The organism is Pantoea sp. OXWO6B1 (genome assembly GCF_001641135.1).
GTDB classification, from domain to species: Bacteria; Pseudomonadota; Gammaproteobacteria; order Enterobacterales; family Enterobacteriaceae; genus Pantoea; species Pantoea allii.
In genome coordinates, this window is the sequence record NZ_LWLR01000001.1 from 2,212,418 (window position 1) to 2,236,766 (window position 24,349).

Annotated in this window: 26 protein-coding genes and 1 pseudogene; 17 read left to right on the top strand and 10 right to left on the bottom strand. The window is 51.6% G+C overall.

What is annotated here, in order from left to right:
• Positions 1–594 precede the first annotated feature (594 nt).
• Both A6A26_RS12530 and A6A26_RS12535 read left to right on the top strand, forming a co-directional pair.
• Entirely contained in the window at positions 595–1,209 is a 615-nt protein-coding gene (locus tag A6A26_RS12530; protein ID WP_082875231.1) for a hypothetical protein, read from the top strand.
• Positions 1,206–1,427: a hypothetical protein gene (locus A6A26_RS12535; protein ID WP_063879013.1), complete on the top strand. Its 222-nt coding sequence runs from the start codon at positions 1,206–1,208 to the stop codon at positions 1,425–1,427. Before A6A26_RS12530 ends, A6A26_RS12535 begins: the two co-directional genes overlap by 4 nt.
• A gap of 267 nt (positions 1,428–1,694) precedes the next feature.
• Here A6A26_RS12535 and A6A26_RS25985 read toward each other — a convergent pair.
• Positions 1,695–1,923: pseudogene (locus A6A26_RS25985) on the bottom strand (integrase); the annotation flags it as partial.
• 155 nt (positions 1,924–2,078) lie between these two features.
• Between A6A26_RS25985 and A6A26_RS12540 the strand changes: the two are divergent.
• From A6A26_RS12540 to A6A26_RS12555, 4 genes are all read left to right on the top strand, one after another.
• Entirely contained in the window at positions 2,079–2,387 is a 309-nt protein-coding gene (locus A6A26_RS12540) for a hypothetical protein (protein ID WP_063879014.1), read from the top strand.
• A 411-nt stretch (positions 2,388–2,798) separates the two neighbouring features.
• Complete coding sequence (locus tag A6A26_RS12545) at positions 2,799–3,005, top strand: hypothetical protein (RefSeq protein WP_063879015.1); 207 nt, start codon at positions 2,799–2,801, stop codon at positions 3,003–3,005.
• 1,032 nt (positions 3,006–4,037) lie between these two features.
• Positions 4,038–4,439 carry a hypothetical protein gene (locus A6A26_RS12550; RefSeq protein ID WP_063879016.1) on the top strand — a complete coding sequence of 134 codons (402 nt, stop codon included), beginning with the start codon at positions 4,038–4,040 and terminating at the stop codon, positions 4,437–4,439.
• 302 nt (positions 4,440–4,741) lie between these two features.
• The gene (locus A6A26_RS12555) at positions 4,742–5,011 is read left to right on the top strand and encodes a YrhK family protein (RefSeq protein ID WP_063879017.1); all 270 of its coding nucleotides are present in this window, start codon (positions 4,742–4,744) and stop codon (positions 5,009–5,011) included.
• A 124-nt stretch (positions 5,012–5,135) separates the two neighbouring features.
• On the opposite strand, the gene A6A26_RS25490 is transcribed toward A6A26_RS12555, so the two are convergent.
• A complete protein-coding gene (locus tag A6A26_RS25490; RefSeq protein ID WP_156506658.1) occupies positions 5,136–5,387 on the bottom strand; it encodes a hypothetical protein in 252 nt (83 codons plus the stop codon).
• Positions 5,388–5,580: 193 nt separating this feature from the next.
• Between A6A26_RS25490 and A6A26_RS12560 the strand changes: the two genes are divergently transcribed.
• Positions 5,581–5,778 (top strand): DUF6404 family protein, encoded by a 198-nt coding sequence (locus A6A26_RS12560; protein ID WP_063879018.1) that lies wholly within the window; start codon positions 5,581–5,583, stop codon positions 5,776–5,778.
• Between the two features lie 37 nt (positions 5,779–5,815).
• Here the strand turns inward: A6A26_RS12560 and A6A26_RS12565 are convergent, their stop codons facing one another.
• From A6A26_RS12565 to A6A26_RS12580, 4 genes are all read right to left on the bottom strand, one after another.
• Positions 5,816–7,321: a SulP family inorganic anion transporter gene (locus A6A26_RS12565; protein ID WP_063879019.1), complete on the bottom strand. Its 1,506-nt coding sequence runs from the start codon at positions 7,319–7,321 to the stop codon at positions 5,816–5,818.
• A 134-nt stretch (positions 7,322–7,455) separates the two neighbouring features.
• Positions 7,456–7,716: a biofilm/acid-resistance regulator YmgB/AriR gene (locus A6A26_RS12570; protein ID WP_063879020.1), complete on the bottom strand. Its 261-nt coding sequence runs from the start codon at positions 7,714–7,716 to the stop codon at positions 7,456–7,458.
• Positions 7,717–8,086: 370 nt separating this feature from the next.
• On the bottom strand, positions 8,087–8,494 hold the full coding sequence (locus tag A6A26_RS12575) for a DUF2000 domain-containing protein (RefSeq protein WP_063879021.1): 408 nt from the start codon (positions 8,492–8,494) through the stop codon (positions 8,087–8,089).
• 42 nt (positions 8,495–8,536) lie between these two features.
• Positions 8,537–9,382, bottom strand: coding sequence for an AraC family transcriptional regulator (locus A6A26_RS12580; protein WP_063879022.1), 846 nt, complete (start codon positions 9,380–9,382; stop codon positions 8,537–8,539).
• Between the two features lie 154 nt (positions 9,383–9,536).
• Here A6A26_RS12580 and A6A26_RS12585 point away from each other — a divergent pair, with 154 nt between their 5' ends.
• The 6 genes from A6A26_RS12585 to A6A26_RS25745 all read left to right on the top strand — a co-directional run bounded on the left by A6A26_RS12585 (position 9,537) and on the right by A6A26_RS25745 (position 14,628).
• Positions 9,537–9,965, top strand: a complete 429-nt coding sequence (locus tag A6A26_RS12585; protein ID WP_063879023.1) for a MarR family winged helix-turn-helix transcriptional regulator — start codon at positions 9,537–9,539, stop codon at positions 9,963–9,965.
• A gap of 2 nt (positions 9,966–9,967) precedes the next feature.
• Positions 9,968–11,650: an MFS transporter gene (locus A6A26_RS12590; protein WP_063879024.1), complete on the top strand. Its 1,683-nt coding sequence runs from the start codon at positions 9,968–9,970 to the stop codon at positions 11,648–11,650.
• Entirely contained in the window at positions 11,650–12,744 is a 1,095-nt protein-coding gene (locus A6A26_RS12595; RefSeq protein WP_063879025.1) for an HlyD family secretion protein, read from the top strand. Before A6A26_RS12590 ends, A6A26_RS12595 begins: the two co-directional genes overlap by 1 nt.
• Positions 12,741–14,147, top strand: coding sequence for an efflux transporter outer membrane subunit (locus A6A26_RS12600; protein ID WP_156506659.1), 1,407 nt, complete (start codon positions 12,741–12,743; stop codon positions 14,145–14,147). Before A6A26_RS12595 ends, A6A26_RS12600 begins: the two co-directional genes overlap by 4 nt.
• 131 nt (positions 14,148–14,278) lie before the next feature.
• Positions 14,279–14,422 (top strand): hypothetical protein, encoded by a 144-nt coding sequence (locus A6A26_RS25740; protein ID WP_014606152.1) that lies wholly within the window; start codon positions 14,279–14,281, stop codon positions 14,420–14,422.
• A 32-nt stretch (positions 14,423–14,454) separates the two neighbouring features.
• Positions 14,455–14,628 carry a hypothetical protein gene (locus A6A26_RS25745; protein ID WP_164484302.1) on the top strand — a complete coding sequence of 58 codons (174 nt, stop codon included), beginning with the start codon at positions 14,455–14,457 and terminating at the stop codon, positions 14,626–14,628.
• Here the strand turns inward: A6A26_RS25745 and A6A26_RS12605 are convergent.
• On the bottom strand, positions 14,619–15,779 hold the full coding sequence (locus A6A26_RS12605; protein ID WP_063879026.1) for a glycoside hydrolase family 1 protein: 1,161 nt from the start codon (positions 15,777–15,779) through the stop codon (positions 14,619–14,621). The genes A6A26_RS25745 and A6A26_RS12605 overlap by 10 nt on opposite strands.
• A 156-nt stretch (positions 15,780–15,935) precedes the next feature.
• On the opposite strand from A6A26_RS12605, the gene A6A26_RS12610 reads away from it, so the two are divergent.
• Positions 15,936–17,396, top strand: coding sequence for a phospholipase D family protein (locus A6A26_RS12610; protein WP_063879027.1), 1,461 nt, complete (start codon positions 15,936–15,938; stop codon positions 17,394–17,396).
• A gap of 33 nt (positions 17,397–17,429) precedes the next feature.
• Here A6A26_RS12610 and mdoC read toward each other — a convergent pair whose 3' ends face one another.
• Positions 17,430–18,554, bottom strand: coding sequence for a glucans biosynthesis protein MdoC (mdoC, locus tag A6A26_RS12615; RefSeq protein ID WP_063879028.1), 1,125 nt, complete (start codon positions 18,552–18,554; stop codon positions 17,430–17,432).
• A 280-nt stretch (positions 18,555–18,834) separates the two neighbouring features.
• On the opposite strand from mdoC, the gene A6A26_RS12620 reads away from it, so the two are divergent.
• The 3 genes from A6A26_RS12620 to A6A26_RS12630 all read left to right on the top strand — a co-directional run bounded on the left by A6A26_RS12620 (position 18,835) and on the right by A6A26_RS12630 (position 23,305).
• Positions 18,835–20,373: a glucan biosynthesis protein G gene (locus tag A6A26_RS12620; RefSeq protein WP_172823920.1), complete on the top strand. Its 1,539-nt coding sequence runs from the start codon at positions 18,835–18,837 to the stop codon at positions 20,371–20,373.
• The gene (gene mdoH / locus A6A26_RS12625) at positions 20,366–22,918 is read left to right on the top strand and encodes a glucans biosynthesis glucosyltransferase MdoH (protein WP_063879030.1); all 2,553 of its coding nucleotides are present in this window, start codon (positions 20,366–20,368) and stop codon (positions 22,916–22,918) included. Before A6A26_RS12620 ends, mdoH begins: the two co-directional genes overlap by 8 nt.
• A gap of 147 nt (positions 22,919–23,065) precedes the next feature.
• On the top strand, positions 23,066–23,305 hold the full coding sequence (locus A6A26_RS12630; RefSeq protein WP_063879031.1) for a YceK/YidQ family lipoprotein: 240 nt from the start codon (positions 23,066–23,068) through the stop codon (positions 23,303–23,305).
• Here the strand turns inward: A6A26_RS12630 and A6A26_RS12635 are convergent.
• Both A6A26_RS12635 and A6A26_RS12640 read right to left on the bottom strand, forming a co-directional pair.
• Positions 23,296–23,697, bottom strand: a complete 402-nt coding sequence (locus tag A6A26_RS12635; RefSeq protein WP_063879032.1) for a MysB family protein — start codon at positions 23,695–23,697, stop codon at positions 23,296–23,298. The genes A6A26_RS12630 and A6A26_RS12635 overlap by 10 nt on opposite strands.
• A 185-nt stretch (positions 23,698–23,882) precedes the next feature.
• On the bottom strand, positions 23,883–24,233 hold the full coding sequence (locus A6A26_RS12640) for a DUF3147 family protein (RefSeq protein WP_063879033.1): 351 nt from the start codon (positions 24,231–24,233) through the stop codon (positions 23,883–23,885).
• Positions 24,234–24,349: the final 116 nt, after the last annotated feature.

Here is a 24,349-nt window from a genome sequence, read left to right on the forward strand (position 1 = left end):
GCCTCTTTGGGCGGTTTTTTTGTGCCTGAAATTCGGCAGTGGCAGCAAAATGGCGATGACTTGGCGATGGCATTTTTATAATCTGTCTTTAGACGGTTAGACAGTTTTACAAGCGTTTGCAAAAGTCAGCGTCCGAGCGTCAGTAAACTGAGCAGATAAACTTATGATGTAAAAATGATCTAAATGATTACCGTAAGGATCTGACTGACGCAGGCGGCTTTATAATTTACAGATGTTTGTGTCTCCGGCCCAAAAGCGGGAGGCTAGGGTGCATAAGAAAGATGATAAGAACATTGCAATCTTTTGCACAATACGGATCGAGGTGGTTGTAATTTTACAGCGCACGTATTTGATTCGAGCTAACAAACCTCGAATGAGCCATGCTAGCCAAACGCTGATGTATTCAAAGGAAAAATAATTTATATTTCATTAGGTTATGCTTAACAAGCAGCGTTTATAGTTTTAATGATTTTATAGTCAGCGTAAGTGTGAAAACTATTAATAAAAAAGTTAAGATAATCTTCTTTGAAGATAGTCATTTATGTCGGAAACATGGAGGTAACGATGATAAGTTCGCGAAAGCTGGCTGATCAAATGGCAGAAGCTATTCACTTGGACAGCAACATGTTTCGGGGGTTTATACAGGGATTTATGAGCTTGCCCGTCGATTTTTATTACCTGGGCAATGATTTCTTCCATACTGATGATCGATATGTAAATTCTCTTGATAAAGAAAGACTTATACGATTAGTAAAGCATGGGATGGCGTCTAGGCATAATCTTGAAAAAGTTATTAAAATTTTTATGGATAATTTTTTTCAACACGTTGATTTCACTAAGATGAAAGAGATTTCCGCTAAGGGAGGCGGGAATTTTGTTGGCCGCATGACATTCAACCAATTGGCTACTGCCAACATGGGTTATCTTTTCTCTTCACGTTTAATTCCTCGTATTGCCTCCGGGCTAACTATCGGCAGTATCATGTCTCTAGGGGCTGCAATGTCGCGTGCGATTTACGTATCGAGAGATTTACAACGAAGAAACCCTTCAATCTATGACACCTTAAGGCGCATGGGTGATATGGATCTCCTTTATTTTTTAGTGGCTGATAAAACCAGACCCTTTGAAGACGCTGCACAGCTTTGGGTAACAGATAGAAAAAAATTTCACCAAACGTGCTGCTTTTTTTTTGAGAAAGTAAAAATATGAAAAATTTTCTGCTTGCTGCTATATCTCGCATTGTTCAAGGCATCGGTATCGGCATATGTGGTCTATCGCTCATCTATGTGGGTTGGTATTTGTTTTTTTCTCATAACGTATACAAATATTACCTTGCCGTAGCGAGTTTAATGGGGCTGGTTATTGGGTACTATATCTTTAAGTTTGCCGTGCGAAAAATATACGATGAAAGCCCTGGCGACTGGTGATTTTCGTGGCGGTAAAAACAAATTATGTAGCAGTAATGCGCTGGCATAGTTACGTTAAAAGTCGCTATGTATCATGAGATTATGATTGATAAGAAGCCTCAATAGCTTTTAAAATCCCTCGATCGCAAGGTCGTGCGGGTTTAAGTCCCGCCCGGGCACCATATTGAAACACCAATAAAATCAAGTAGTAGCAATGTCGTTTAAGCCGCCTCTTTGGGCGGTTTTTTGTTTTTAAAGTCCCACGTCCTAATATGTCTTCATAATATATCAATCCTGTTTCTGACCTCCGACAACCAGCAAAACACGTTCTTCCTGTTGTAACGTGCGGTTTGTTTCACGTTCTTATGCCCTGAAATTTCCTGTTTGGTATAAATGTTGCCATCGAGATGCGATATACCTTTTGCTTGTAAGTCACGAAAAGTGAAATTGAAATCTGGTCCAGGAAAAGCAGCTTTTGCTTCTTGCCTGGCTTTAAGCCAGAGCTGTTAAAACCATCAGATAGCGCTACAGAAACGATATTGGCTATGAACTGATACACATTAGTGATTTTTCACATTTTTTATAAAAAAAAGTTCAAAAGATAGGTTCAAGGCTCACCATGTCATGGATGTTGAGCTAATCTATTAATTTTTTTTATGAAATGAGGCGCTCATGACTTGTTTATCTGTTGCTAAAACTATCTACATCAACAATGTGGACGATAAATACTTCAAGTACGAAATCATTCAGGACGAAGCTGGTGAGATTGTGTTTGCTGTCGCGTTTATCGAGGCCATTATTGAGCATGATGGGTTAAGCCTGCCTATGTGGACGAAGCTGGAAAACATTACCGTTGATCACCTGGTGCCCCCTAAAGATGGCGGGTTTCAGACTGAAGTAAGAGATCATCCTTATTCTGGGAAGTCTATGGGGACAGTGATCGACGTATGCAAAGAACATCGAAAAAGATACAAGAATTAAACCAGGGTTTAGACGTGAACTGCACCCCAACAGTTTGACACCCAACTGAGTAAGGTGCAGTTTTTTATGAGCAAGTAGGTTCTCAGCGTTAAGGTTCAGGTCGCACAGCATTATCTTCACGGCGTGGAAGGGCATAAGGTTACGGCAAAGCGCTTTGGTATCGATCACAGAGCCGTTCGTAAATGGTCTGCTGCATGGAAATGTCGCGGTGGAAGGCTTAGTCAGGCTGTGCCGGAACGGAAACGGAAGACACTGGTGCGAGGCGTTAAGGATAAAGCCAGATGCATAAACGACAACGTTTAGCGTCAGCAGGAGTGAACCAGAAAAGCACAGCAGCCGTGATGCCAGGAATAAAATTAATTGTTCATTTAATATGCTATGATGCACATCCGTTTCACAACTTAGGCACACATGGACGACTATGATGAACGGCCCTATGTCATCTTCACCGCTATCGGTAAAGCCGTACTAGAACTGCTTGATGTGCAAGATAATTTTTTTGATTTGGAACTTGCTGAAATACTTGAAGAGTGGATGGAAAAGGAAACTAATCCGCTTCAGGCTGAGGTCTACAGAATGGCAGCTGAATTTGTCAGAGCAGGCAAGGCAATAAATTAAAAAGGCCTGCGTTACACAGGCAGAAACTGTTACAAGGGAAAATCCAGCAGTCAGTCTCGACTGACTGTGCAAGCATACAGTGATCCTGTCTTTTAGATATAACTGAATGACTTTTGATCAGTAAAAGGCACGATGTGCATGCGGCAGGCATAAAAAAGCCCACTCGGATGTGGGCATAGCGAAACGGGCTATAAATATAAGGTACTATCAATTACATTTTGATTATCGGCAGGAACGTTGAAATCTTAAGCCTCAGACCATAATAAAACGCGAGATGACGATGATTTTAACTATTTCCTATAATTTCAAGTTGTTTTGCTATGGATATGTGCCTCAAGTATCACCCTGAGCCCCTGAGCCCCTGAGCCCCTGAGCCCCTGAGCCCCTGAGTCCCTGAGCCCCTGAGTCCCGACATCCCCTCTTGACGCCATTTCTCTTTCTGTCTAAAAAAATCTGATTCTGATGTATGTTTCAGTACACTCATCACGTTCGCATTGTGGAGCGTTACGCCGAGGTCTGTGGACCGGCCCTCAGCTGTTCCTGGCGTGCTAATCAGGTCGTGACAATTTTCTGCTAATAACGCAAATGCTTCAATTGCAGTACAGCGGCAGGATCGCCTATCCATTCCCTGTTTTATTATTGGTATTACGTTTTTCGATTGCCGTTGCGCGTTCACATCTCAGTCATTCAGGTTTCACTCCACGTTATGCTTATCGTTAAATCATCCAATGGAAACGAAAGTTGATCGGATCAACGCCTGACCTTACAACACCTGCCTGACATAATTTCTTCACCACGTAATGTAGCGCCGAAACCGGTTTAAAAAAGCCGCAAACAAACCCACTAGAAGAAGCGTGAGGTTGGTACTTTGCGTCATGCCTGCCAATCCCAGTGACGTGCTATCGATAGCCGGACGTATGTCCGTGGCAATCGCATAAGCCTGAATGCAGTATGAAATGGAGCGCAAGGTCCGTGTAATGCAGACCAAACAGTGCTCAGGCATTCACGTCAAATTAAACTGGAGTCACAACAATGAAATTCAAAACTCTCATCGCATTAAGTTTAGTATCACTGTCGTTTGGTAGTCAGGCTGCATCTTTTGTCGTAGATGCAAAAAACAACTGCTTTGATCCTGAAGCTGTTAACAGCAAAGTTCAAAGCGGTTCACCACTGAAATTCAATCTTGATGCGGGTACATATAACATTTACCTGACCTCAAACAGCGCCAATTGTGCTTCTGGCACGTCTTGTCAGATTGACCACGTAAACATGGCTGGTGGAATGAGCACGGCAAGGTGGGGTTCTTCGATCAGCAGCACTTCACAACAGATCAACGTGGCTGGAAGTAATTATTATCTCATCGCTTATATTGGCGATAACAACTGTGCGGATAATACAGGCACTGTGACCATTCAGGCGGATAAAATTCAGTAAAGAACAGATTTTCCTCCTTATGAGAGACTATCTTAAGACGCATTTTCGAATGCGTCTGCTAATCGTTTCTTTACAGGAGTTTTCCCTATTTATGATGAACGACATAAAATTCAGGTCAATCTCATGCTGATTTTCAGATCAGAATAGGGGAGTGTGGGGGCTGCTTATCTTTACTTTTCACGAGCGAAGGTTTCTGTTTACCAAGGTAAGATGCAGATATTGGGAATGATGCATTTATTGTGGCTTTCGATGCACTAACCTTATCATAAGTCGTTTTTACCAGTAAAAGATAAGGACAGGCCGTGCCCGGACATCAAGCAGAAATCGATTTCGGTTCAGACCACATCATAATAGAACGTCGCTACCGCGCCCTTGGCGCACTCAACGATCTTTTTATCGCCATCTGGTTTCTGACGGGGAGCATTCTTTTTTTCTTCGATTCGCTGATGACCGGCGGCACCTGGTTATTTGTGGTCGGCAGTCTTCAGTTGCTGTTACGTCCGGCGATAACCCTGGCGGAACTCGTCCACGTCAGGCGCGTTTATCGCTCACAGTCAGTAAATCAGGAATGATTTAAGGCCGTTTTCCTCAGCCTGAACACTTCTCTTCAGGCAAATCAGCCTGACCGTATGGTTTTACGCTGCGGTCAGGCTATGCGTGATTTAGAGATAAATTGTGTGATGGTTTGCTGCCGGATTACCAGGTGCGCGCTGGCGGCGGTGGCGTCTGTTGACCCGTGGTAGGCGGTGGCGGCGGTGGCGCTTCAGCTTGTCCGGGTGGCGGCGGTGCGAATGCCTGTCCTGGCGGTGCAGGAGGCGGTGGCGGAGGACGACGATCGTGCGGTGGTGGTGGCGGTGCAGCGCAACCCGGACCTGGCGGCGGTGGCGCGCAGGCGGTGAGCGTGGATGTTACAAAAACAGCAGCAAAAAAGGTCAGACGACGATTCATGCTATTTCCCTTATGAAATTAACAGTAAGCTAATTGTAGATGACCGTTATTAAAAATAGGGTGGCTGGGGATAAAAGCGAAGCGACGAAGCCCATTTGTTTGTTTTTTGAGATACTTCTCATCTCGCGACAGTGATCCGGTTTTTTGCCACAACTCCCGCTAAGGTAGCGCATCAATAAAGAGGAGTGATGTTATGAATGGCATTTTGAAATTCGTCCGAGGCTGGCTGATTTTTTCGGTTCTGTGGGGCGTCTTCATGTGGTTTATGTCATGGCAGCAGCAGGGTAAAGAGATTGGGCTGGCGATTTTAATGAGTCTTTATGCCGGGCTGCTTTATCAGGCGCTGATCACCATGGTTGCCCGCTACAGAGCACGGCGGCAGCAAGCCTGACCGTCGGCCTGCTGCCCGGAAGCAGCAGGCCAGGCACTTAGCCCAGATTGCCGGTTAAGCGCCGATGAAAGTCGCTGCTACGCATATCCAGGCCTTCAATTGTGACCTGGGTGCCATAGCGCTGGTAACGGTATTCGATGCCGTCAAGTGCCGCCACGGTCGATGCATCCCAGATTTGTGCATGGGTTAAATCGATGGTGACAGATTGCGGGTCGTGCGCGTAATCAAAGTGCTCAAACAGGTCGTTGCTGCTGGCAAAAAACAGTGGTCCGCGCACGAAGTAGCGCACTGATTGCCCATCTTCGCTTAGCTGTCTTTCGGCATGGATTACATGCGCCACGCGGCGTGCAAATAACAGCATCGCAACGATAACGCCAGCCAGCACCCCGAGAGCCAAATTACCCGTCAACACCGTTATGCCGACCGTCAACACCATCACCAGGGTTTCCGACCAGGGCATCCGTTTCAGCGTCGCAGGTTGCAGGCTATGCCAGTTGACGGTTTTCACGGCGACGACCATCATGATTCCGGCCAGCACCACCATGGGGATTTTAGCCATAACATGGCTCAGACCGGTGACCAGAAGTAACAGGACCAGGCCTGCAGCCACCGTCGAAACCCGGCTGCGCGCTTTGCCTAATTCCACGTTAACGATCGTCTGCCCGATCATCGCACATCCCGCGATTCCGCCGTAAAAGCCAGCAAGAATATTACCAATGCCCAGTCCCCATGATTCACGGCGTTTGCTGGAAGGCGTGTCTGTAAGGTCATCAACTAACTTGGCCGTTAGCAGCGATTCCATCAGACCGACAAACGCAATACTCAGGGCGGTGGGCCAGATGATCTGCAGCGTGTGCAGATCGAGCGGTACGGCTAAGGTCGTGAAATCGGGCAGCCCGGCACTCATCGGGCCTTCATCTCCCACATCAGGTACGCGATAGCCCATCAACAGCGCCACGCCAGTTACGACAACAATGGCGACCAGAGGAGAAGGAACACTTTTAAGCACGCGTGGCAGTAGCAGCACAATCGCCAGAGTGACGGCGAAGAGCGCCCATACCAAGGGTGACTGGCCCCAGACATGAGGCACCTGGGCAAAGAAAATCAAAACCCCAAGGGCATTAACAAAACCTATCATCACGGAACGTGGAATGTAGCGCATCGCCCGGGACATGCCTGTCACACCAAACAGAATCTGAATCAGTCCGGCCATCACCACCGCAGGCAGGATATAGGCCACGCCATGTACATGTACCATCGGGCCAATCACCAGCGCCACCGATCCCGCTGCCGCGGTCACCATGGCAGGGCGGCCGCCAAGAATGGACAGCGTCAGGCAAAGCACCACCGAGGCGAACAGGCTGACTTTAGGATCGACACCCGCGATAACAGAAAACGAGATGACTTCCGGGATCAATGCCAGGGCGGTAATCACGCCAGCCAGACATTCTCGGGTAAGCAGTGCAGGCGAACGCAATACGCGCCTCACACTGATATCGTTTTCCACAACCGCAGCGGTGGCGACATCATTTTGTTGAATCATAATGTTGTGCAGGCTCTTTTATTTTCATCTTGCGCGAAAGGCAAGGCAGACTGGATATAATGAGGGGCAGATGTTACCGATCGATAAACGAAGAAGCCAGAGAAAGAGAAATGACTCCATCCATGGAGCAGGGATTATACCGTTAAGTCGTCAGGTGTTTTGTAGACCACCAGCTCCAGCAGGTGACGATAAACATCGAGTGAAACTTCGTCACGTTCCAGTTCAAGACGATGAATCAGTTTAGAAATAATCGCTTTGTTATTAACGGCCATCCCTGACTGCAGAATTTCTGCGACCACCATTCCAAGAATTTCCATATCACTGTCAGGCTTATGTGCCGCAACGGTAAAATATTCAGCAATCTCTTTATCAGTTTGGGGCAGTGTGTTTTGCATGTGTTAGCCTTTCAAATAGCCAGCTATCCGGGCGGACAGCAGGACAAACAGACCTAAAAGCCATCGCATAAAATACAATGGAACCCAACGCCGTAAACAGGTCCAGATGGTCAAAAAAGAAACCTCTGAGGGTGGAAATCCATTACACCTTCAGAGGCGACGCAGATGCATCATTCGTTACAGAGTCGTGATCACAACTCGTTGGCTGTAAAGTTATACAATGAAACTTTAATTGTACAAGTAAATTATTAGACAAAAAATGCTAACGCCTATTAATTAATAGGTTAGATAATTTTTTTGCAGGCAATGTGTACAACAAAATGTGTACAAACTAACAATTTCTTCACGAAAACAGCATTCCCCGACAGCGTTAACCAAACAGATTGAGTTTTGCCGTCAGCTTACGCACCTTTTTCTTGTCACCGACTACCGCGATACCCAGTAAACGCCATTCTGCCGCCGGCAGTGTCTTCATTGCGGCCGTGAGCGCGCCGTAATCCGTGGTCGACTGACCTTCTTCCGGGAATACCACAATGTCGCATTCCGCCTCTTCAGCCTGATGCCATAAGGCACTAAGCTGGTGTACATCTGCAGCCAGCACGGGAATACCTACGGGAATCAGACCGGGAAAGCGCCGCGTGGCGGCATCCTCAAGGGCTTCACCTGTCAGAGAGGGATGACGCTGGCCCACCGTCAGGGCGATGACGGCTGCGGCATTTGCCGCTTTGCCTGTGGGTAGCGCGCTGTTCAATATCATTACACATCGTGATTCTGTCATGTTCTTCTCCTGAGACAAAAAGCCATTGTGGCAAGGCTCTTTTCAGGCGTCTGGAAGATTTGTGCACAGCTGCTGGTAACGGGCGGGAGTCAGTTGGCAGGCACGCTTAAACCAGCGGCCCAGATGACTTTGGTCGGCAAAACCCAGTTCGGCTGCAACCTGTGCAGGCGATTCACCGATAGCCAGCCGACGTCGTGCCTGGCTGAGCCGCCACTGTACTAACCAGGCGTGCGGCGGTAAGCCCCATTGCTGCTGAAACAGCCGGGAAAGACGAAAGCGATCAACGTTGAGGGCCTGTGCCAGCTGTGCAATCCCGGGATTGTCCGCGTGATAAGCGATCAACCAGTCGCGAGCCTGATGCGCCAGCGACAGAGCCGCATCCGTTTTCGCACCATGCCAGACAGGATAGTGACGAAGTTGCCGGAATAAACGGTCCAGCGCCGCATCTTTAATAAGTTGGGGATGATCGTGCCACAGCGCTTCAAACGCATGCCAGACTGCCCAGGAAAGTTGACCATCATCCTGCAGCGTGGTGGCAAAACGCAGTTCTCCGCAAGGCGGGCCATCAAGACAGGCGGGCGCAAGATGCTGATGCAGATGATGAGGTGACAGATACAGCATACGGTAGGTAAAGCCCTGCGCATCAATCGCATCGCCATCGTGAAGCTCTTCAGGTTCCAACATAAAGACAGTGCCGGGGCGACTTTGGTGACGTTGACGTCGTGAATGGAACTGCTGCACCCCTTGTTCCGTCACGCCAATTAAATAGCTGTCATGCCAGTGAGGATCGTAGGCATGGCCGGTAAAATGCGCCCGTATGGATTCAATGCCGCTGTTCGGGTCGCGACGTAAATCAACCCAGCTGTCTGATGAATCTTTCACACGTATTTTACTCCAGAGGACTTTTACGAGAGTATCAACCTGAACATTCTGCCGCGATTATCCATTATTTAACAGATTAGGCACTTTTCATTCGCAATTTGCTTTGCGTATAATAACTTATTCAACTAATTAGATCTCTAATCATTAGGTTGCTACTTAAATGTCATCTAACCGTACCTTTACGCATTTACTGCATCTTACCGCCCATGCCTGGCGCCTGGCCGTTGATCGTCACTTAAAAGACAGCGGATTAAGCACCAGCAGCTGGATGGCGATAGGATTGATCGCCAGCGAGCCTCAGCGGCTTACGCAAACTGAGCTGGCGCAGCGGATGGGGCTGGAGGATGCCAGCATGGTGCCGCTAATAGACCGCCTGGTGAAACAGGATCTGCTGATGCGCGTGCAGCCCGTTGAAGATCGTCGCAAACGCCATCTGGTTCTGACTGAAAAGGGCAACGAAGCCTTTATGAATGTCAAAACGCACGCCGATGCATTGCGTACTGAATTGCTGGCTGATATCGATCCTCAGGAGCTGGTGATTGTTGAGCGCGTGTTAGAGACGCTTCTGACCCGAATGGGAACGATGTAATTATGGCCCGGCGCAATCCCTACGCTGCGCGTGAATGGTTGCCACATGAAAAACCCATGCTGCCGGGGTCACCTTCCACCCCGCTGCATTCAACGCCTAAACGCCTGGCATTTGGCTTAATCGGCCTGTTGATCTCCCTGACAGGTGCCTTAAGCAATGCGCTGGTCAGCGCCAATCTGACGAATCTGCAGGGCACCTTTGCGGCTTATTCGAATGAAATCGCCTGGCTACCGGCGGTGTATGTGATGGGGAATATCTCCATCAACCTGCTGCTGGTGAAATTTCGCCAGCAGTTCGGACTGCGGGTGTTTACCGAAGCTTTTCTGGTGCTTTATGTGCTCGTCGCCTTTTTCCATCTTTTTGCCAACGATCTCAGCTCGGCGATTATTGTGCGCACGGCACATGGCATGGTGGGGGCCGCTTTGAGTTCGCTGGGCATCTATTATCAGGTCCAGGCGTGGCCGGCGAAACATCGCCTGAAAGCGCTGGTCATCGGCCTGACCGTTTCTCAGTTAGCGATTCCGCTGGCCCGGCTCTTTTCCAGCGAATTGCTCCAGCTTGACGAGTGGCGCGGGCTTTACCTGTTTGAGCTGGGCTTAGCCCTGATTGCCCTGGGCGCAGTGCTGGTGGTTAAGTTGCCGCCGGGCGATCGCATCAAGGCGTTCGAAAAGATGGATTTCGTCACCTTTATGCTGCTGGCTCCGGGCATGGCGCTGTTGTGCGGCGTGTTGTCGCTTGGCCGCATTGAATGGTGGTTTAGCACACCGTGGCTGGGGATATGCGCTGCGCTGGCATTAGTGCTGATCGTCTCCGCATTTGTGATTGAGCATAACCGCCGCAATCCCCTGATCAACACGCGCTGGCTCAGCAACGGGTCGATCGTGCGTTTAGGCATTGTGATGATCATGATTCGTATCGTGCTGGCGGAGCAGAATACCGGTGCGATAGGTTTTTTACAGCAGATGGGTCTACAGAATGATCAGATGCACGGCCTGGCCTTTGCCATTATCGCCGGTGTCATTGCCGGGATTGCAGCCAGTGCGCTGACCATTAAACCTACCCATCTTAACTGGCCGATTGTGGTGTCGCTCATCGTGATGATCATCGCCTCTCTGATGGATGCGCAGTCCAGTCCGGTCACTCGTGCCAATAACATGTACTTGAGTCAGTTTTTACTGGGATTTGGTAGCGCCTTTTTTATGGCCCCGGCGATGTTGATGGGGATCGGCAGCGTAGTGACCCAGCCTAAAAACCTGGTCAGTTTTGTGGTGCTGTTCGGCATGAGCCAAAACCTGGGCGGCTTAATCGGCTCGGCTATTCTGGGGACCTTTCAGACGTGGCGTGAAAAATATCACTCCAGCCTGCTCGGCGATCAATTATCGTTACTGGACCCCAATGTCAGCGAACGGCTTAATCAATATGGTGCTTTGTTTAACAGTCAAATCAGCGACAGTGCGCTGCTGAGTGCGCAAAGCATCAGCCAGCTTCAGTCAGTCGCAACCTTACAGGCCAACGTGCTGGCCTATAACGACACCTATCTGCTGACGGCCGCGCTGGCGCTGATCACCCTGATGTGGGTGCTGTGGCGCTTAACCCGCCGGCGCTATCTCGACTGGCGACAGGCCACATTCAATCTGGCAGAGCAGCGTCAGCTTGCCGCCGCACAAGAACGAACGGAGCAATAATGAGTCAGCAGGATGAACTTCAGGCAGCAGAGCGCGACCGGGCAAATCGCCGTCGTATTCTCTCCATTGCCTTAGGCAGCGGTATTGTGGTGATTGGCGTGCTGGTGATTCTGTATGCCTGGCAGCTCTGGCCCTTCACCAGTTCCGTGCAGAGCACGGAAAACGCCTATGTCCGAGGGCAGGTCACGTTTATCAGCCCGCAGGTCAGCGGTTATCTGACGGCCGTGAATGTGGTTGACCTGCAGCCGGTAAAAAAAGGCCAGTTACTGATGACGATTGACGACCGTATTTATCGTCAGCGCCTGCACCAGGCCCAGGCCCAACTGGCAATGAAGCAGGCGGCGCTGAGTAATAATCAGCAGCAGCGTATCAGCGCGCAGGCAACCATTCAAAGTAATAAAGCGGCGCTGGAAAACGCCAAAGCACAGGCGGTGAAAAGCGGCCTGGACCTTAAACGTGTCGAAAATCTGGCTGCTGACGGTTCGCTCTCGGTTCGCGAGCGCGATGCGGCGCGGGCGGCAAATGCACAGGGCCTGGCGCAGTTGCATCAGGCCGAAGCACAGGTTGCCGTCGCCCAGCAGAACTTACAAACGGTCATTGTTAACCGCGCCTCGCTGGAGGCGGATGTGGCCAGTGCAAACGCGGCGCTGGAACTGGCAGAGATCGATCTGGATAACACGCGCATTACGTCACCTGATGAAGGACAGCTGGGGCAGTTATCGGTGCGTAAAGGTGCCTACGTGACGGCCGGGACGCGCCTGACGTCGGTGGTGCCGAACCATAAATGGATTATCGCCAATTACAAAGAAACCCAACTGGCCCATATTCGTGCCGGATTGCCGGTGACGATTCGTGTTGATGCGCTGGACGGTAAAACATTCCACGGTCACGTCGAATATCTCTCACCCGCAGCGGGATCAGAATTTAGCGCCATCTCGCCGGACAACGCGACCGGCAACTTCGTCAAAATTGCGCAGCGTATTCCGGTACGTATTGATGTCGCGCCGGAGGTTCAGCAGCAGCTTCGTCCCGGCATGTCGGTTGAAGTCAGTATTGATACGGCTGCAAGCGCAGACGGAGAAAAAACGCCATGATGGGCTATCGCGTAGCCGCAGGCCTGCTGGCGATCGTCCTTGCGGGATGCAGTACCCAGGTCGACAAAGCCCCGGCATCTTTGCCGATTCCGCCACAATGGCGTGAGCAGGTTGGGCCTTCTGCGCCGCCGGAAGCGGCATGGTGGCAGGCGTTTGGCGATCCAGACCTCAATCGGTTAGTAAGTCAGGCATTACGCAATAATCCAGACATATTGATTGCCCGCTCGCGGGTTGATCAATACCGGGCCCAGTTGCGTGCAGCCCAGGGGGACGACTTCCCGACGCTGAGCGGGGGCGTGGCTGCAACGCGTCAGCGTGCGCTGTCCGCGGCAACCGGTCAGCCTAATGACACCTCCGTTTTTCAGGGACAGTTGCAGGCCAGCTACAATGTGGATTTGTGGGGCGCACGCAGCCGTTCGATCGATGCGGCGCAGGCGGCGCTGGAAGCACAACAGGCCGCCGCCTCTGCAGCCGAACTGACCATCGCCAGTTCCGTTGCATCGGGTTATATGACGCTGTGCGCGCTTGATGAGCAGCTGCGCGTTACCGAGGACACACTGGCAACGCGGAGTCACTCGCTCAGGCTGGCGCAACGCCAGTTCGAAACGGGCTACACGTCACGGCTTGAGTGGATGCAGGCGTCATCAGAATATGAATCTGCCAAAGCCCAGGTGCCGCAGCTCCAGCACCAAATTGCGCAACAGGAAAATGCGCTCAGCATCCTGGTGGGCATGAACCCACGAGAAATCGCTCGCCAGCGCGAATTCACTGCCATTATGCCGCAGGTCATGCCGGGTGTGCTGCCTTCTGCCTTGCTGAATCGCCGTCCTGATATTGTGCAGGCGCAGCGTCAGCTACTGGCCGCCGATGCCACGCTGGCTTCTTCCAAAGCGAAGCTGCTGCCGGGGATTAACCTGACTGCATCCGGCACGCTGCAGAGTTCCGTGTTGCACCAGCTGGTGGACGATCCCTTCCGCCTGTGGAGTGTAGGGGGCAGTATTCTGGCGCCGTTACTGAATCGTGAAGCCTTGACCGCTCAGGTCGATGTTTCCATGGCCTCGCGGAATCAGGCCCTGTACAGCTATGAGAAAGTGGTGCGTAACGCGTTTTCCGAGGTGAATAATGCACTGGATGCGATCCGTCAGGGGGAAGCTCAGCAGGCGGCGCTGCAGAAGCAGGAACAGTTTGTTGCCGAGGCGCTGCGCATTGCGACTAACCGTTACCAAAACGGTTATGCCTCTTATCTGGATGAACTGGATGCACAACGTACCCTGTTTGCAACCCAGTTGAATCTGGTCACGGTCAAAAATAATCTGTTGCAGGCGCAAATTGAGCTGTATCGCGCATTGGGCGGCGGCTGGTCTGCTGAAAACGCGGCTTCGCGCGAGCCGGTGAAGCAGTGATTAGCGGTCAACGTATTTTGGCCGTATCGTCTCCTCTGCGTAGGTTTGTAAAAGAACGGATTACTGAATAAGATTGCTCTACACTGTAACCCGCAAATGTAGCCTTGAGTCACGTGTTAACCAGGAAGAGCATGTTGTTACCCAGCCCACCAGAAGAGCACGATGAACCCGTGGTTCAGCCGCTTGCCGATGCTCACTTTGCGATTGTGGTGCTTGCGGTGACGTCAGTAACGCTGATCATTTTTGTTCTGATCGTCACGCTCTGGATGAGCTAGTGTTTATCAACCGGACCTGAAAGGAGTGAGGGATGGAATCGAGAGATGATAAACTGATTGCAATTATTGGCTTGCTGACGGCTTGCCTGATCGGTGTCACTTTCTTGTTTGTGGTGACGTGGCTAAACGACAGCCATCAGGCCCCACCGCTGGAAGGCGTTGACACACAGACCTGCTATCCCAAACCCCCGTCGCGTCAGGTCTGATCGCGCTTACTGAATTTTATCTGCTGGCTCCGCAGCACCAGTGCCAGGTTCTCATGCACGGTGCGGTTGCCATTGGGATCGGCCAGGCCCAACAGTGAACCCGGCGAACGCCTGTCATCTGCCCATGACGGGTATTCCACCACAGGGTAAAGCGAAATCCCTTCCATAGCAATGCCCTGGTCCAGCGCGACGGCAACGTTTTCACTGACTTCCTGTAACCAGCTCGCGCGGGCTTCGCCTTCGGCACCGGTTTCGGCTATCAGCATCGGGCGTTGGTAACGTTGCCAGTACTGGGCCAGGAGAAGATGAAGCGGGGCGCGTACGGGATCGTCTTTATCCATCGGCTGATCGGGGAAGAACCAGTGGTTATCGGGATAGTAATTCAGCCCCAGAATATCCAGGCAATCTTCGCGCCCACCCAGTTCCTTATCAAGCCGACCGGCTAACATATCCCAGGCTTCAAACTGCGCCTGGTGCTGTGCATCAGCCCCGGGTTTGCTGTCTGGATTGTCAGGATGATGGGCAATTTGTACCAGTGGATCGGTAAGCACAAAACGGGCATCAGGGATCACTTCGCGAATAGCCTGGATGGCGGCCAGGGACGCGCGAACCAGTTGCCGCTTCAGCTCTTTACCGCGCTGGCTGGCATGCGGATTAAACCAGGCAACGTCTGCGCCTGCCCATGACCAGAATGAGATCTGGTTAATGGGGGTGAAAAAAGGCTGCTGGATGCCCTGATCGAGAATCACCCTTGCCATTTCCCGGGCATAACGTTCGAAGTGGTCGACAAAGCCCGCTTTCCAGATATTAATGTGGTCGGGATAGCCAAAGTGGGCCAGTTCCCAGATAACCTGTAACTGATTATCCCGAGCCGCTTCGACCATGGGCAGAAAGCTACTCCAGTCATACTGGTTGGGTGTTTTTTCAATCAGGTGCCAGCGTGCGCCGTCCCGCGCGGTTAACACACGCAGGTCGACCAGCGCGGCATAGTCTTTCCTGAGCAGCATATCGTGCCCACTGCTGATCACCATATCCAGCCGTTTGCCCGGTGTACGGCAGGCGGTGGAACAGGGGAAGCTGCCCTGAAAAAAACTCTGGAACAGGCGGGGATGATGGCGTAATCGGTCGTCAGTTAAGGGCGGGTTACTCATATTCCTCTCCTGCCAGACAAATCTCAGTCACAGATCGTTCGACTAAGTCTAGACTAAAAAACGCTGCCATCAGCATGCCTGATGTGCAACCGACGCTGGCATACGCTGTCGCGCGGAGGAATAATAATAAATGACAGGATGATTTAGGGAATATCCATGACCGAAGCGTTTGAACTGCCCCAGAGCCCATCACAGCAGAGCTGGCTTGAACAACGGCTTGTTCCACTTTGTCAGCAGCATCCGGGGTTGAGCGGTATTCATCCGCTCAGCGACGGACTCGATGCTTTTGCCGCCCGTTTTCTCCTGATGGAGAAAGCCGCGAAGACGCTGGATATACAATACTATATCTGGCAAAACGATATGTCTGGCAGGCTGCTGTTTAGCGCCATGCTGGAGGCCGCGAATCGCGGTGTCACCGTGCGGTTGTTGCTGGACGATAACAATACGCCGGGGCTGGACGATACCCTGGCCCAGCTTAATCATCATCCCAATATTACCGTCCGGCTGTTCAATCCGTTCTCCTTTCGTACCTTACGTGCCCTGGGTTATCTCACTGACTTTGCTCGCCTTAACCGGCGTATGCATAACAAAAGCTTCACAGCAGATGGCGTCACCACGGTCGTGGGAGGACGCAATATTGGCGACGAATATTTTGGTACAGGTAATGAGCCGCTTTTTGCCGATCTCGACGTGCTGGCTATCGGTTCAGTGGTTAACGAGGTGGCAGACGACTTTGAACGGTACTGGAACAGTAAACCGGTTTCGCCGCTAAACGAGGTACTGGAACAGCAGGCAACAGAGCATCCTGACGTGGTGCTGCCACCGGAATGGCGAGACAGCGAGGCAGTACAGCATTATCTTGACCGGCTGGATCACTCTTCGCTGATTAACCAACTGACGCAGGACACCTTACCCTTTGTCTGGGCAAAGACGCGATTGTTAAGCGATGATCCACGCAAAGGACTAGGGAAAGCCCGCCGTAGGTCACTCCTGCCACAGCGTATGCTGGAAGTGATCGGCACGCCCCAGCGTCAGTTTGACATTATTTCCGCCTACTTTGTGCCAACCCGCGCCGGCGTTGCCCAGTTGCTGGCCCTAAAGCGCAAAGGTGTGAAGATTGCTATTTTAACCAACTCGCTGGCGGCAAACGACGTATCCATTGTGCATGCGGGCTATGCGAAATGGCGGAAAAAGCTGCTGCGGCACGGTATCTCGCTGTTCGAGTTAAAACCTCAGGCCGGGCTGAACGACGCGCCGCACGATCGCGGCTTAACCGGTAACTCCGGTTCAAGCCTGCATGCGAAGACGTTCTCGGTAGATGAAAAGATACTGTTTATCGGGTCGTTTAACTTCGATCCGCGCTCCGCAGTGCTCAATACCGAAATGGGACTGGTGATCGAAAGTGAAAAGCTGGCCGCCGACACGCACCAGCGGTTTAGCGACTCGATGCGCGATCGCGCCTGGACCTTACAACTGGATAAGTGGGGCAGGGTGAACTGGCTGGAGTACCCAGGCGAGGCGCAGCAGGTGATTCACAAGCATGAACCGGGCTGCTCATGGTGGCAGCGTTTACAAGTTCGACTCGTGTGGCGCTTACCTATCGAGTGGCTGCTCTAAAATAAGGCGATCGTCAGCGATCGCCTTATTTTGTTATCGCTTCTGTGGTTTACCGGAAAACAGAAAGCGCAGTACAGGAACACGCAGGTGCAACTCATACAACGTAAATGAGACACCAAACACCATCACCAGGCCCAGCAGAAAGCCCAGCGTATTATTATGCAGCACTGGCGTAACGTAGATCCCGTATAACAGCGTCAGGGGATGGTGCACCAGGTAAATAAACAGCGAAGCGTTCACCAGGTACATGATGCGTGGAGAATGCGAGTTAAGCAGTTTATGCCCCAGGCTGTAACAGACGTTCAGCATACACAGGCCCATCATGCTGCTGATTAACGCGTCCAGCTCATACAACCAGCCCTCACCGCTGCTCGTCCGCTGGTTGACGATATAAGCCACCAGCAGCAGCACAGCGCCGATAAACAGCACCGGATTCACTCGCACAAACAGCTGTTTTAATGCCTGATGTTTCCAACTGAGCGCACCCAACATGAAAAAGGGCAGGTAAAACAGGGTCTGCATCACGACAAAATTAAACAGTGCGTCGCTTAACAGCGCAGGGTGAGTGTAAAACACAATACGACGAAAGCCGCCCCAGAGAAGACACCAGACCACCAGGCCGAGCGCCAGCTTACTCCAGCCCACATGCTGATAATCAATGTTACGCTTCTGATCGCGCAGCCAGCGGAAGGTTATCATCCCCAATGTGGTAAGAATCAACAGCACCAGTAAAAACCACAGGTGCGAGATCAGCTCCCACATCAGGTTGTTGAATTTGTCGTAAAGGGGAAGCGTGCCCCAGTCCGCGTACTTTGTTGTCCATGCCTTAAGCATAAAAAACTGCGGAAGCGTGATGAGTGGCACTGCTGTCAGCATCGGGATGCCAACCCGCTCTAAACGCACTTTCAGAAAGCGCTGAGGCTGATAGCGCAGATAGAGCATGTAAGAAAAGTAGCCGGAGATGACAAAAAAGACCTGCATGCGGAACGCATGAATAAAATCATTGAGGGTGGTGAGCCAGAGCGAGGCTTCGCTGCTGTTAACGGCCCACTTCTGTGACGAATAGATCAGGGAAACGTGAAACGGCACGCCCAATAACATCAAACAGGCCCGAATGGAGTCGAGAAAATATTCACGCTCAGTTTTTATTGTACTCATAAAGTTCCAGTTCGTTAGTACGTTTTAGCCGGTTTCGCCCTGAAACCGTATTATGTCGGAAGGAAATTCTAGCTGCAGATAACAGAGTTTACTATCAGTTGAATCTCAGTTGAGCCCGTAACGTTTAATTGTCCTAAAATCACCCCCTGAGTAGCGGATTATCGGGAACATTGTTGCGCATAAGCTGTCGGAAAGCCGAATTATCCATTAAGATAAGCGGGTTTGTATTAAGCACACGAAAGGGGGGGATGTGCTGACTAAAGTAAAAAATAATGTTGGGCTGACGAAAATGCGCTGGATTGGCGCGGCAGTCCTGCTGGCTTTGTATGCCAACAACAGTTGGGCGTTTAACTTTGATGATGTGGCTAAACAAGCCAAAGATCTGTCTGGAAAAAGCTTCGAAGCGCCAAAAAGTAATTTACCCTCTCAATTTCGTGATATGAAATTTGCTGACTACCAGCAGATTCAGTTCAACCACGATAAAGCGTATTGGGGCAAACTGCGTACGCCGTTCAAACTCGAATTCTATCATCAGGGGATGTACTTCGATCTGCCGGTGAAAATTAACGAGATCACCGCCAATACGGTACGTGAAATCAAATACAGTCCTGATTATTTCAACTTCGGCAATGTGAAACACGATGCCGATGCGGTTAAAAACCTTGGCTTTGCCGGTTTCAAAGTCCTGTATCCGTTGAACAGTAAGAACAAGAAAGATGACGAAATCGCCAGCTTCCTCGGCGCCAGCTATTTCCGCGTGATTGGTGCAGGCCAGGTCTATGGTCTGTCTGCCCGTGGTCTGGCAATCGATACTGCGCTGCCCTCAGGCGAAGAGTTCCCGCGTTTTAAAGAGTTCTGGATTGAGCGTCCAAAACCGCAGGACAAGCAGCTGGTAATCTATGCGCTGCTGGATTCGCCACGCGCAACCGGTGCTTACCGCTTTACGATTCACCCGGGCCAGGAGTCCACGGTGGATGTGCAGACCAAAGTCTATTTACGCGACAGCGTCGGTAAACTGGGCATTGCACCGTTAACCAGTATGTTCCTGTTTGGCCGCAACCAGCCATCGCCAGTGTCTAATTTCCGCCCTGAACTGCATGATTCAGACGGTCTGTCGATTCACAGCGGCAACGGTGAGTGGATCTGGCGTCCGCTGAATAACCCACGCCATCTGGCCGTGAGCACCTATACGATTGAAAATCCTAAAGGCTTCGGGCTGTTACAGCGCGGCCGTGATTTCAATAACTATCAGGATCTGGATGACCGTTACGACCTGCGCCCGAGCGGCTGGGTTGAGCCACTCGGTGACTGGGGCAAAGGGCGCGTTGAGCTGGTGGAGATTCCAACCGCCGACGAGACGAACGATAACATCGTGGCTTTCTGGACACCGGAAAACCTGCCAGAACCGGGCAAAGCGATGGATTTCAACTATCGTCTGCACTTTGGCCGTAATGAAAACAAACTGCATTCTGACGATGTTGCCTGGGTGAAAGATACTCTGCGTTCAGCCGGCGACGTGAAGCAGTCAAATTTAGTCCGTCAACCGGATGGCACCGTGGCCTTCACCATCGATTTCGTTGGGAAAGACATGAGTGAAATGCCTGCCGACAGCCAGGTTGCACCGCAGGTCAGCGTAGGTAAAAACGGTGAAGTGGTGGAACAAAGCGTTCGCTACAATCCGGTGACCAAAGGCTGGCGTCTGGTACTGCGTCTGCGTGTTAAAGATAACAAGCAGGCCACGGAGATGCGCGCAGCGCTGGTGAGCGGTGACAAAACATTGACGGAAACCTGGAGCTATCAGTTACCTGCCAATGAATAATCTGACTTTTACACCTCAACGTTATGTAGAAGCCCTGCCGCTGGATGCGGCAGGAAAAATGCGTCTGGCTGCGTCACTGCAAAACGCGCAGACGTTTCACCAGTTACACGAATCGCTGGGCCGGGATGTGGCTGCCAGCGATCGTCCTGACGATGCACCCTTAAAGTCGGTATCGTCACGCGTGGAAATGGCCTGGTCCGATTCCCTCGCTGACGGCCAGCAGTTGGGCAAGGATTATCTTGATCGCACCACGCTTAAGGCGATGCCGAAAGTGAAGCGTTCATTGATGTTCCCCGAAGCCTGGCGAACAAACCCGCTGGCACGTGCCTGGGACTCATTACGTGGCCATAAGTCTGTGCCCCGTTATGCGACGGTCGAAGAGCAGCGCGCCGAAGAAAAGTGGCGTCACGTTGGCTCCATTCGCCGCTATATCCTGTTGATCCTCACCATCATGCAGACCGTGGTCGCCACCTGGTATATGAAAACCATTTTGCCTTACCAGGGCTGGACGTTGCTGGACCCCATGGACATGATCAACCAGAACTGGCAGCAGTCTGTCATGCAGATCCTGCCTTATGTGTTGCAGACCGGGATTTTGTTCCTGTTTGCGATTCTGTTCTGTTGGGTTTCGGCGGGCTTCTGGACGGCATTGATGGGCTTTCTGCAACTGCTCATTGGCCGGGATAAATACAGTATTTCTTACTCTACCGTCGGGGATGAACCGCTTAATCCTGAGCACCGTACCGCACTGATCATGCCGATCTGTAACGAAGACGTGGGACGCGTTTTCGCCGGTTTACGGGCGACCTGGGAATCCGTGGTACGCACGGGTAATGCTGAGCACTTTGATGTTTACATCCTGAGCGACAGCTATGATGCCGACATCGCCATTGCTGAGCAGAAAGCCTGGATGGAACTGGTCCGTGATGTTGGTGGCGCAGGCAAGATTTTCTACCGTCGTCGTCGTCGTCGTGTGAAGCGTAAAAGCGGCAACATTGATGACTTCTGCCGCCGCTGGGGCAGCAACTACAGCTATATGGTGGTGCTGGATGCCGATAGCGTCATGAGCGGGGAATGTCTGACGGGGCTGGTGCGCATGATGGATGCGAATCCTAATGCCGGTATTATTCAGTCATCGCCAAAAGCGTCGGGCATGGATACGCTGTATGCGCGTTGCCAGCAGTTTGCTACCCGGGTTTATGGGCCGTTATTTACCGCCGGTCTGCACTTCTGGCAGTTGGGTGAGTCGCACTACTGGGGCCATAACGCCATCATCCGTGTGAAACCCTTTATCGAGCACTGCGCGCTGGCACCGTTGCCTGGCGAAGGTTCGTTTGCCGGTTCCATCCTGTCGCATGACTTCGTTGAAGCGGCCTTGATGCGCCGTGCCGGTTGGGGCGTCTGGATCGCTTATGATTTGCCGGGCTCCTATGAGGAGCTTCCGCCAAACCTGCTGGACGAGCTTAAACGTGACCGCCGCTGGTGTCATGGTAACCTGATGAACTTCCGCCTGTTCCTGGTGAAAGGAATGCATCCGGTTCACCGTGCCGTCTTCCTGACGGGCGTGATGTCCTATCTGTCAGCACCGTTGTGGTTTCTGTTCCTGGCACTGTCCACCGCGCTTCAGGTGGTACATACGCTGATGGAGCCGACCTACTTCCTGCAGCCAAGACAGCTGTTCCCGGTGTGGCCGCAGTGGCGTCCTGAACTGGCGATAGCCCTGTTCTCAACCACGCTGGTACTGTTGTTCCTGCCGAAACTGCTGAGCGTCGTGCTGATCTGGTGCAAAGGGGCGAAACCTTACGGTGGTGCACTGCGTCTGTTCGTGTCTCTGCTGCTGGAAATGCTGTTCTCGGTACTGCTGGCGCCGGTACGTATGCTGTTCCACACCGTCTTTGTGGTCAGCGCGTTCCTGGGCTGGGAAGTGGTGTGGAACTCGCCACAGCGTGACGATGATGCGACGCCATGGAGCGAAGCCTTTAAGCGCCACGGTTCACAAATGGCATTAGGTATCGTCTGGGCCGCCGGCATGGGCTGGCTGGATCTCAACTTCCTGTGGTGGCTGGCACCTATCGTGTTCTCGCTTATTCTGTCACCTTTTGTATCGGTGATGTCGAGCCGCTCAGGCCTTGGCATTAAGAGTAAGAACGCGAAGCTGTTCCTGATACCGGAGGAGTACGATCCGCCGAAGGAGCTGTTAGACACAGACCGCTATGTGGAGCTGAACCGTCAACGTGCGCTGAAAAATGGCTTTATGCATGCGCTGTTCCATCCGGCGTTTAACGCCCTGGCGACGGCACTGGCCACCTCACGTCATAAGCAGAGTCAGTTGCTGGATTATGCGCGCGATCGCCGGGTTGATCAGGCATTGAGTGATGCACCGGAAAAACTGAGTCGGGAGCAGCGTCTGCAGCTGATCAGCGATCCGGTGGTGCTGGCTCGTGTGCATACTCGCTTGTGGGAAAACGGTGAGAAGTATCATCAGTGGGTAGAGAGTTATCAAAAACTCCCTCTCAACCCCGATGCGCTACCGCATCAGGCGTAATACTTAAAAAGCGGCAGAGATGCCGCTTTTTTTATGCCTGTCGTCAGGTTACAGACAGCAACATTATTTTGCACTTTTACCGAAATGGGATGGCAACCCAGCCTCACTCGTGATTAAAATAGCGGCTGTTTAATCTGGGTCACAACTGTGAATAAATTCGCTAAATTAACCGCGTTATCCCTGGCTGTTGTCACCCTGAGCGGCTGCGGCAGTATTATCAGCCGTACCGTGCCCGGACAGGGACACGGTAATCAGTTTTATTCTGGCGTAAAGTGGGATATCCGGGATGGCGCATGGCGGGTGATCACGATTCTCGACCTGCCGCTGTCGCTGGTGGTCGATACTTTACTGATACCGGTGGATGCCAGCCACGGACCTTATGAGTAACTGCGGTCAGAGTCGCTGTTGTCGTCTTCCCATTCCTGTGCAGCGGCTTTACCTTCCTCGCTGTCCAGCGGGGGCTCAAGCTGGAACTCACCGTCATCCCATTCATGCAGTGTATTCTCCGCTAACCACTCCTGACGCAGTTCAATTTCATCGAAATCGCCGTCGAAAATAGCCTGAGCGGCTTCACCACTGCGCACCGGTAAACACTCGCCAGAATCCCCTTCATCTTCAAAAAACTCTGCCTGCCACATGATGTCGCCATCCTGCATCACATATTTTTGCAGGCCAAACTGGTTGATTGAGGCATCGTCTTGCTCAATATCCGGATGACTGACGAGAAATTCTTCACGTGCAGCCTCAATCGCTTCTTCCAGTGTAGTGAACATACTCATGCTTCTCTCCTTGCCTGATTAACGTGATTTCAGTGAAGAATAGACCAAAATTTCAGGAGGGAAAGTCAGGACGCTGCGCAGGTCAGAAATTCGGGCCATAAACTGCACCATAAGAGGCGTTTACTGGCTGAATAACGGCTCTGTATGCAAGCCTGCTGGGTTGAGTACCAGATGGGAACGACGGGCTAAAGCAGGTCGATACCAAACCTTTTCAGGCATAACGCCCACAGCACGAACAGGACGAGGGTGATCAGGCAACTGAGTCCCAGCGTGAGCCAGAAGCCGGTGCGTTGGTACAGAAAAGGAAACAGGATAAACATCGGCAGGGTCGGAACCACATACCAAAACGTATACCAGGCATGAGCGGCAATTTTCGCCTGGGTCTGTCCTTCAATTTTCATCCAGATCAGCACAAGGATAGTGACAAGCGGCAGCGCCGCCAGCAGTCCACCCAGGCGATCGCTGCGCCTGGCCGCTTCAGAAATAATCACCACCATCAGGGCGGTGATCGCATATTTCGAGATAAGCCAGAGCATGAATTTTTCCGTAATGAATCAGTTAAGCGGCAGCGCTCGCGGTGTTATCAGCGTGGTTTCCGGTGGAACACCATGCTTAAGGATGCTAACACGATCTCTACTGCTGAATCAGAGCG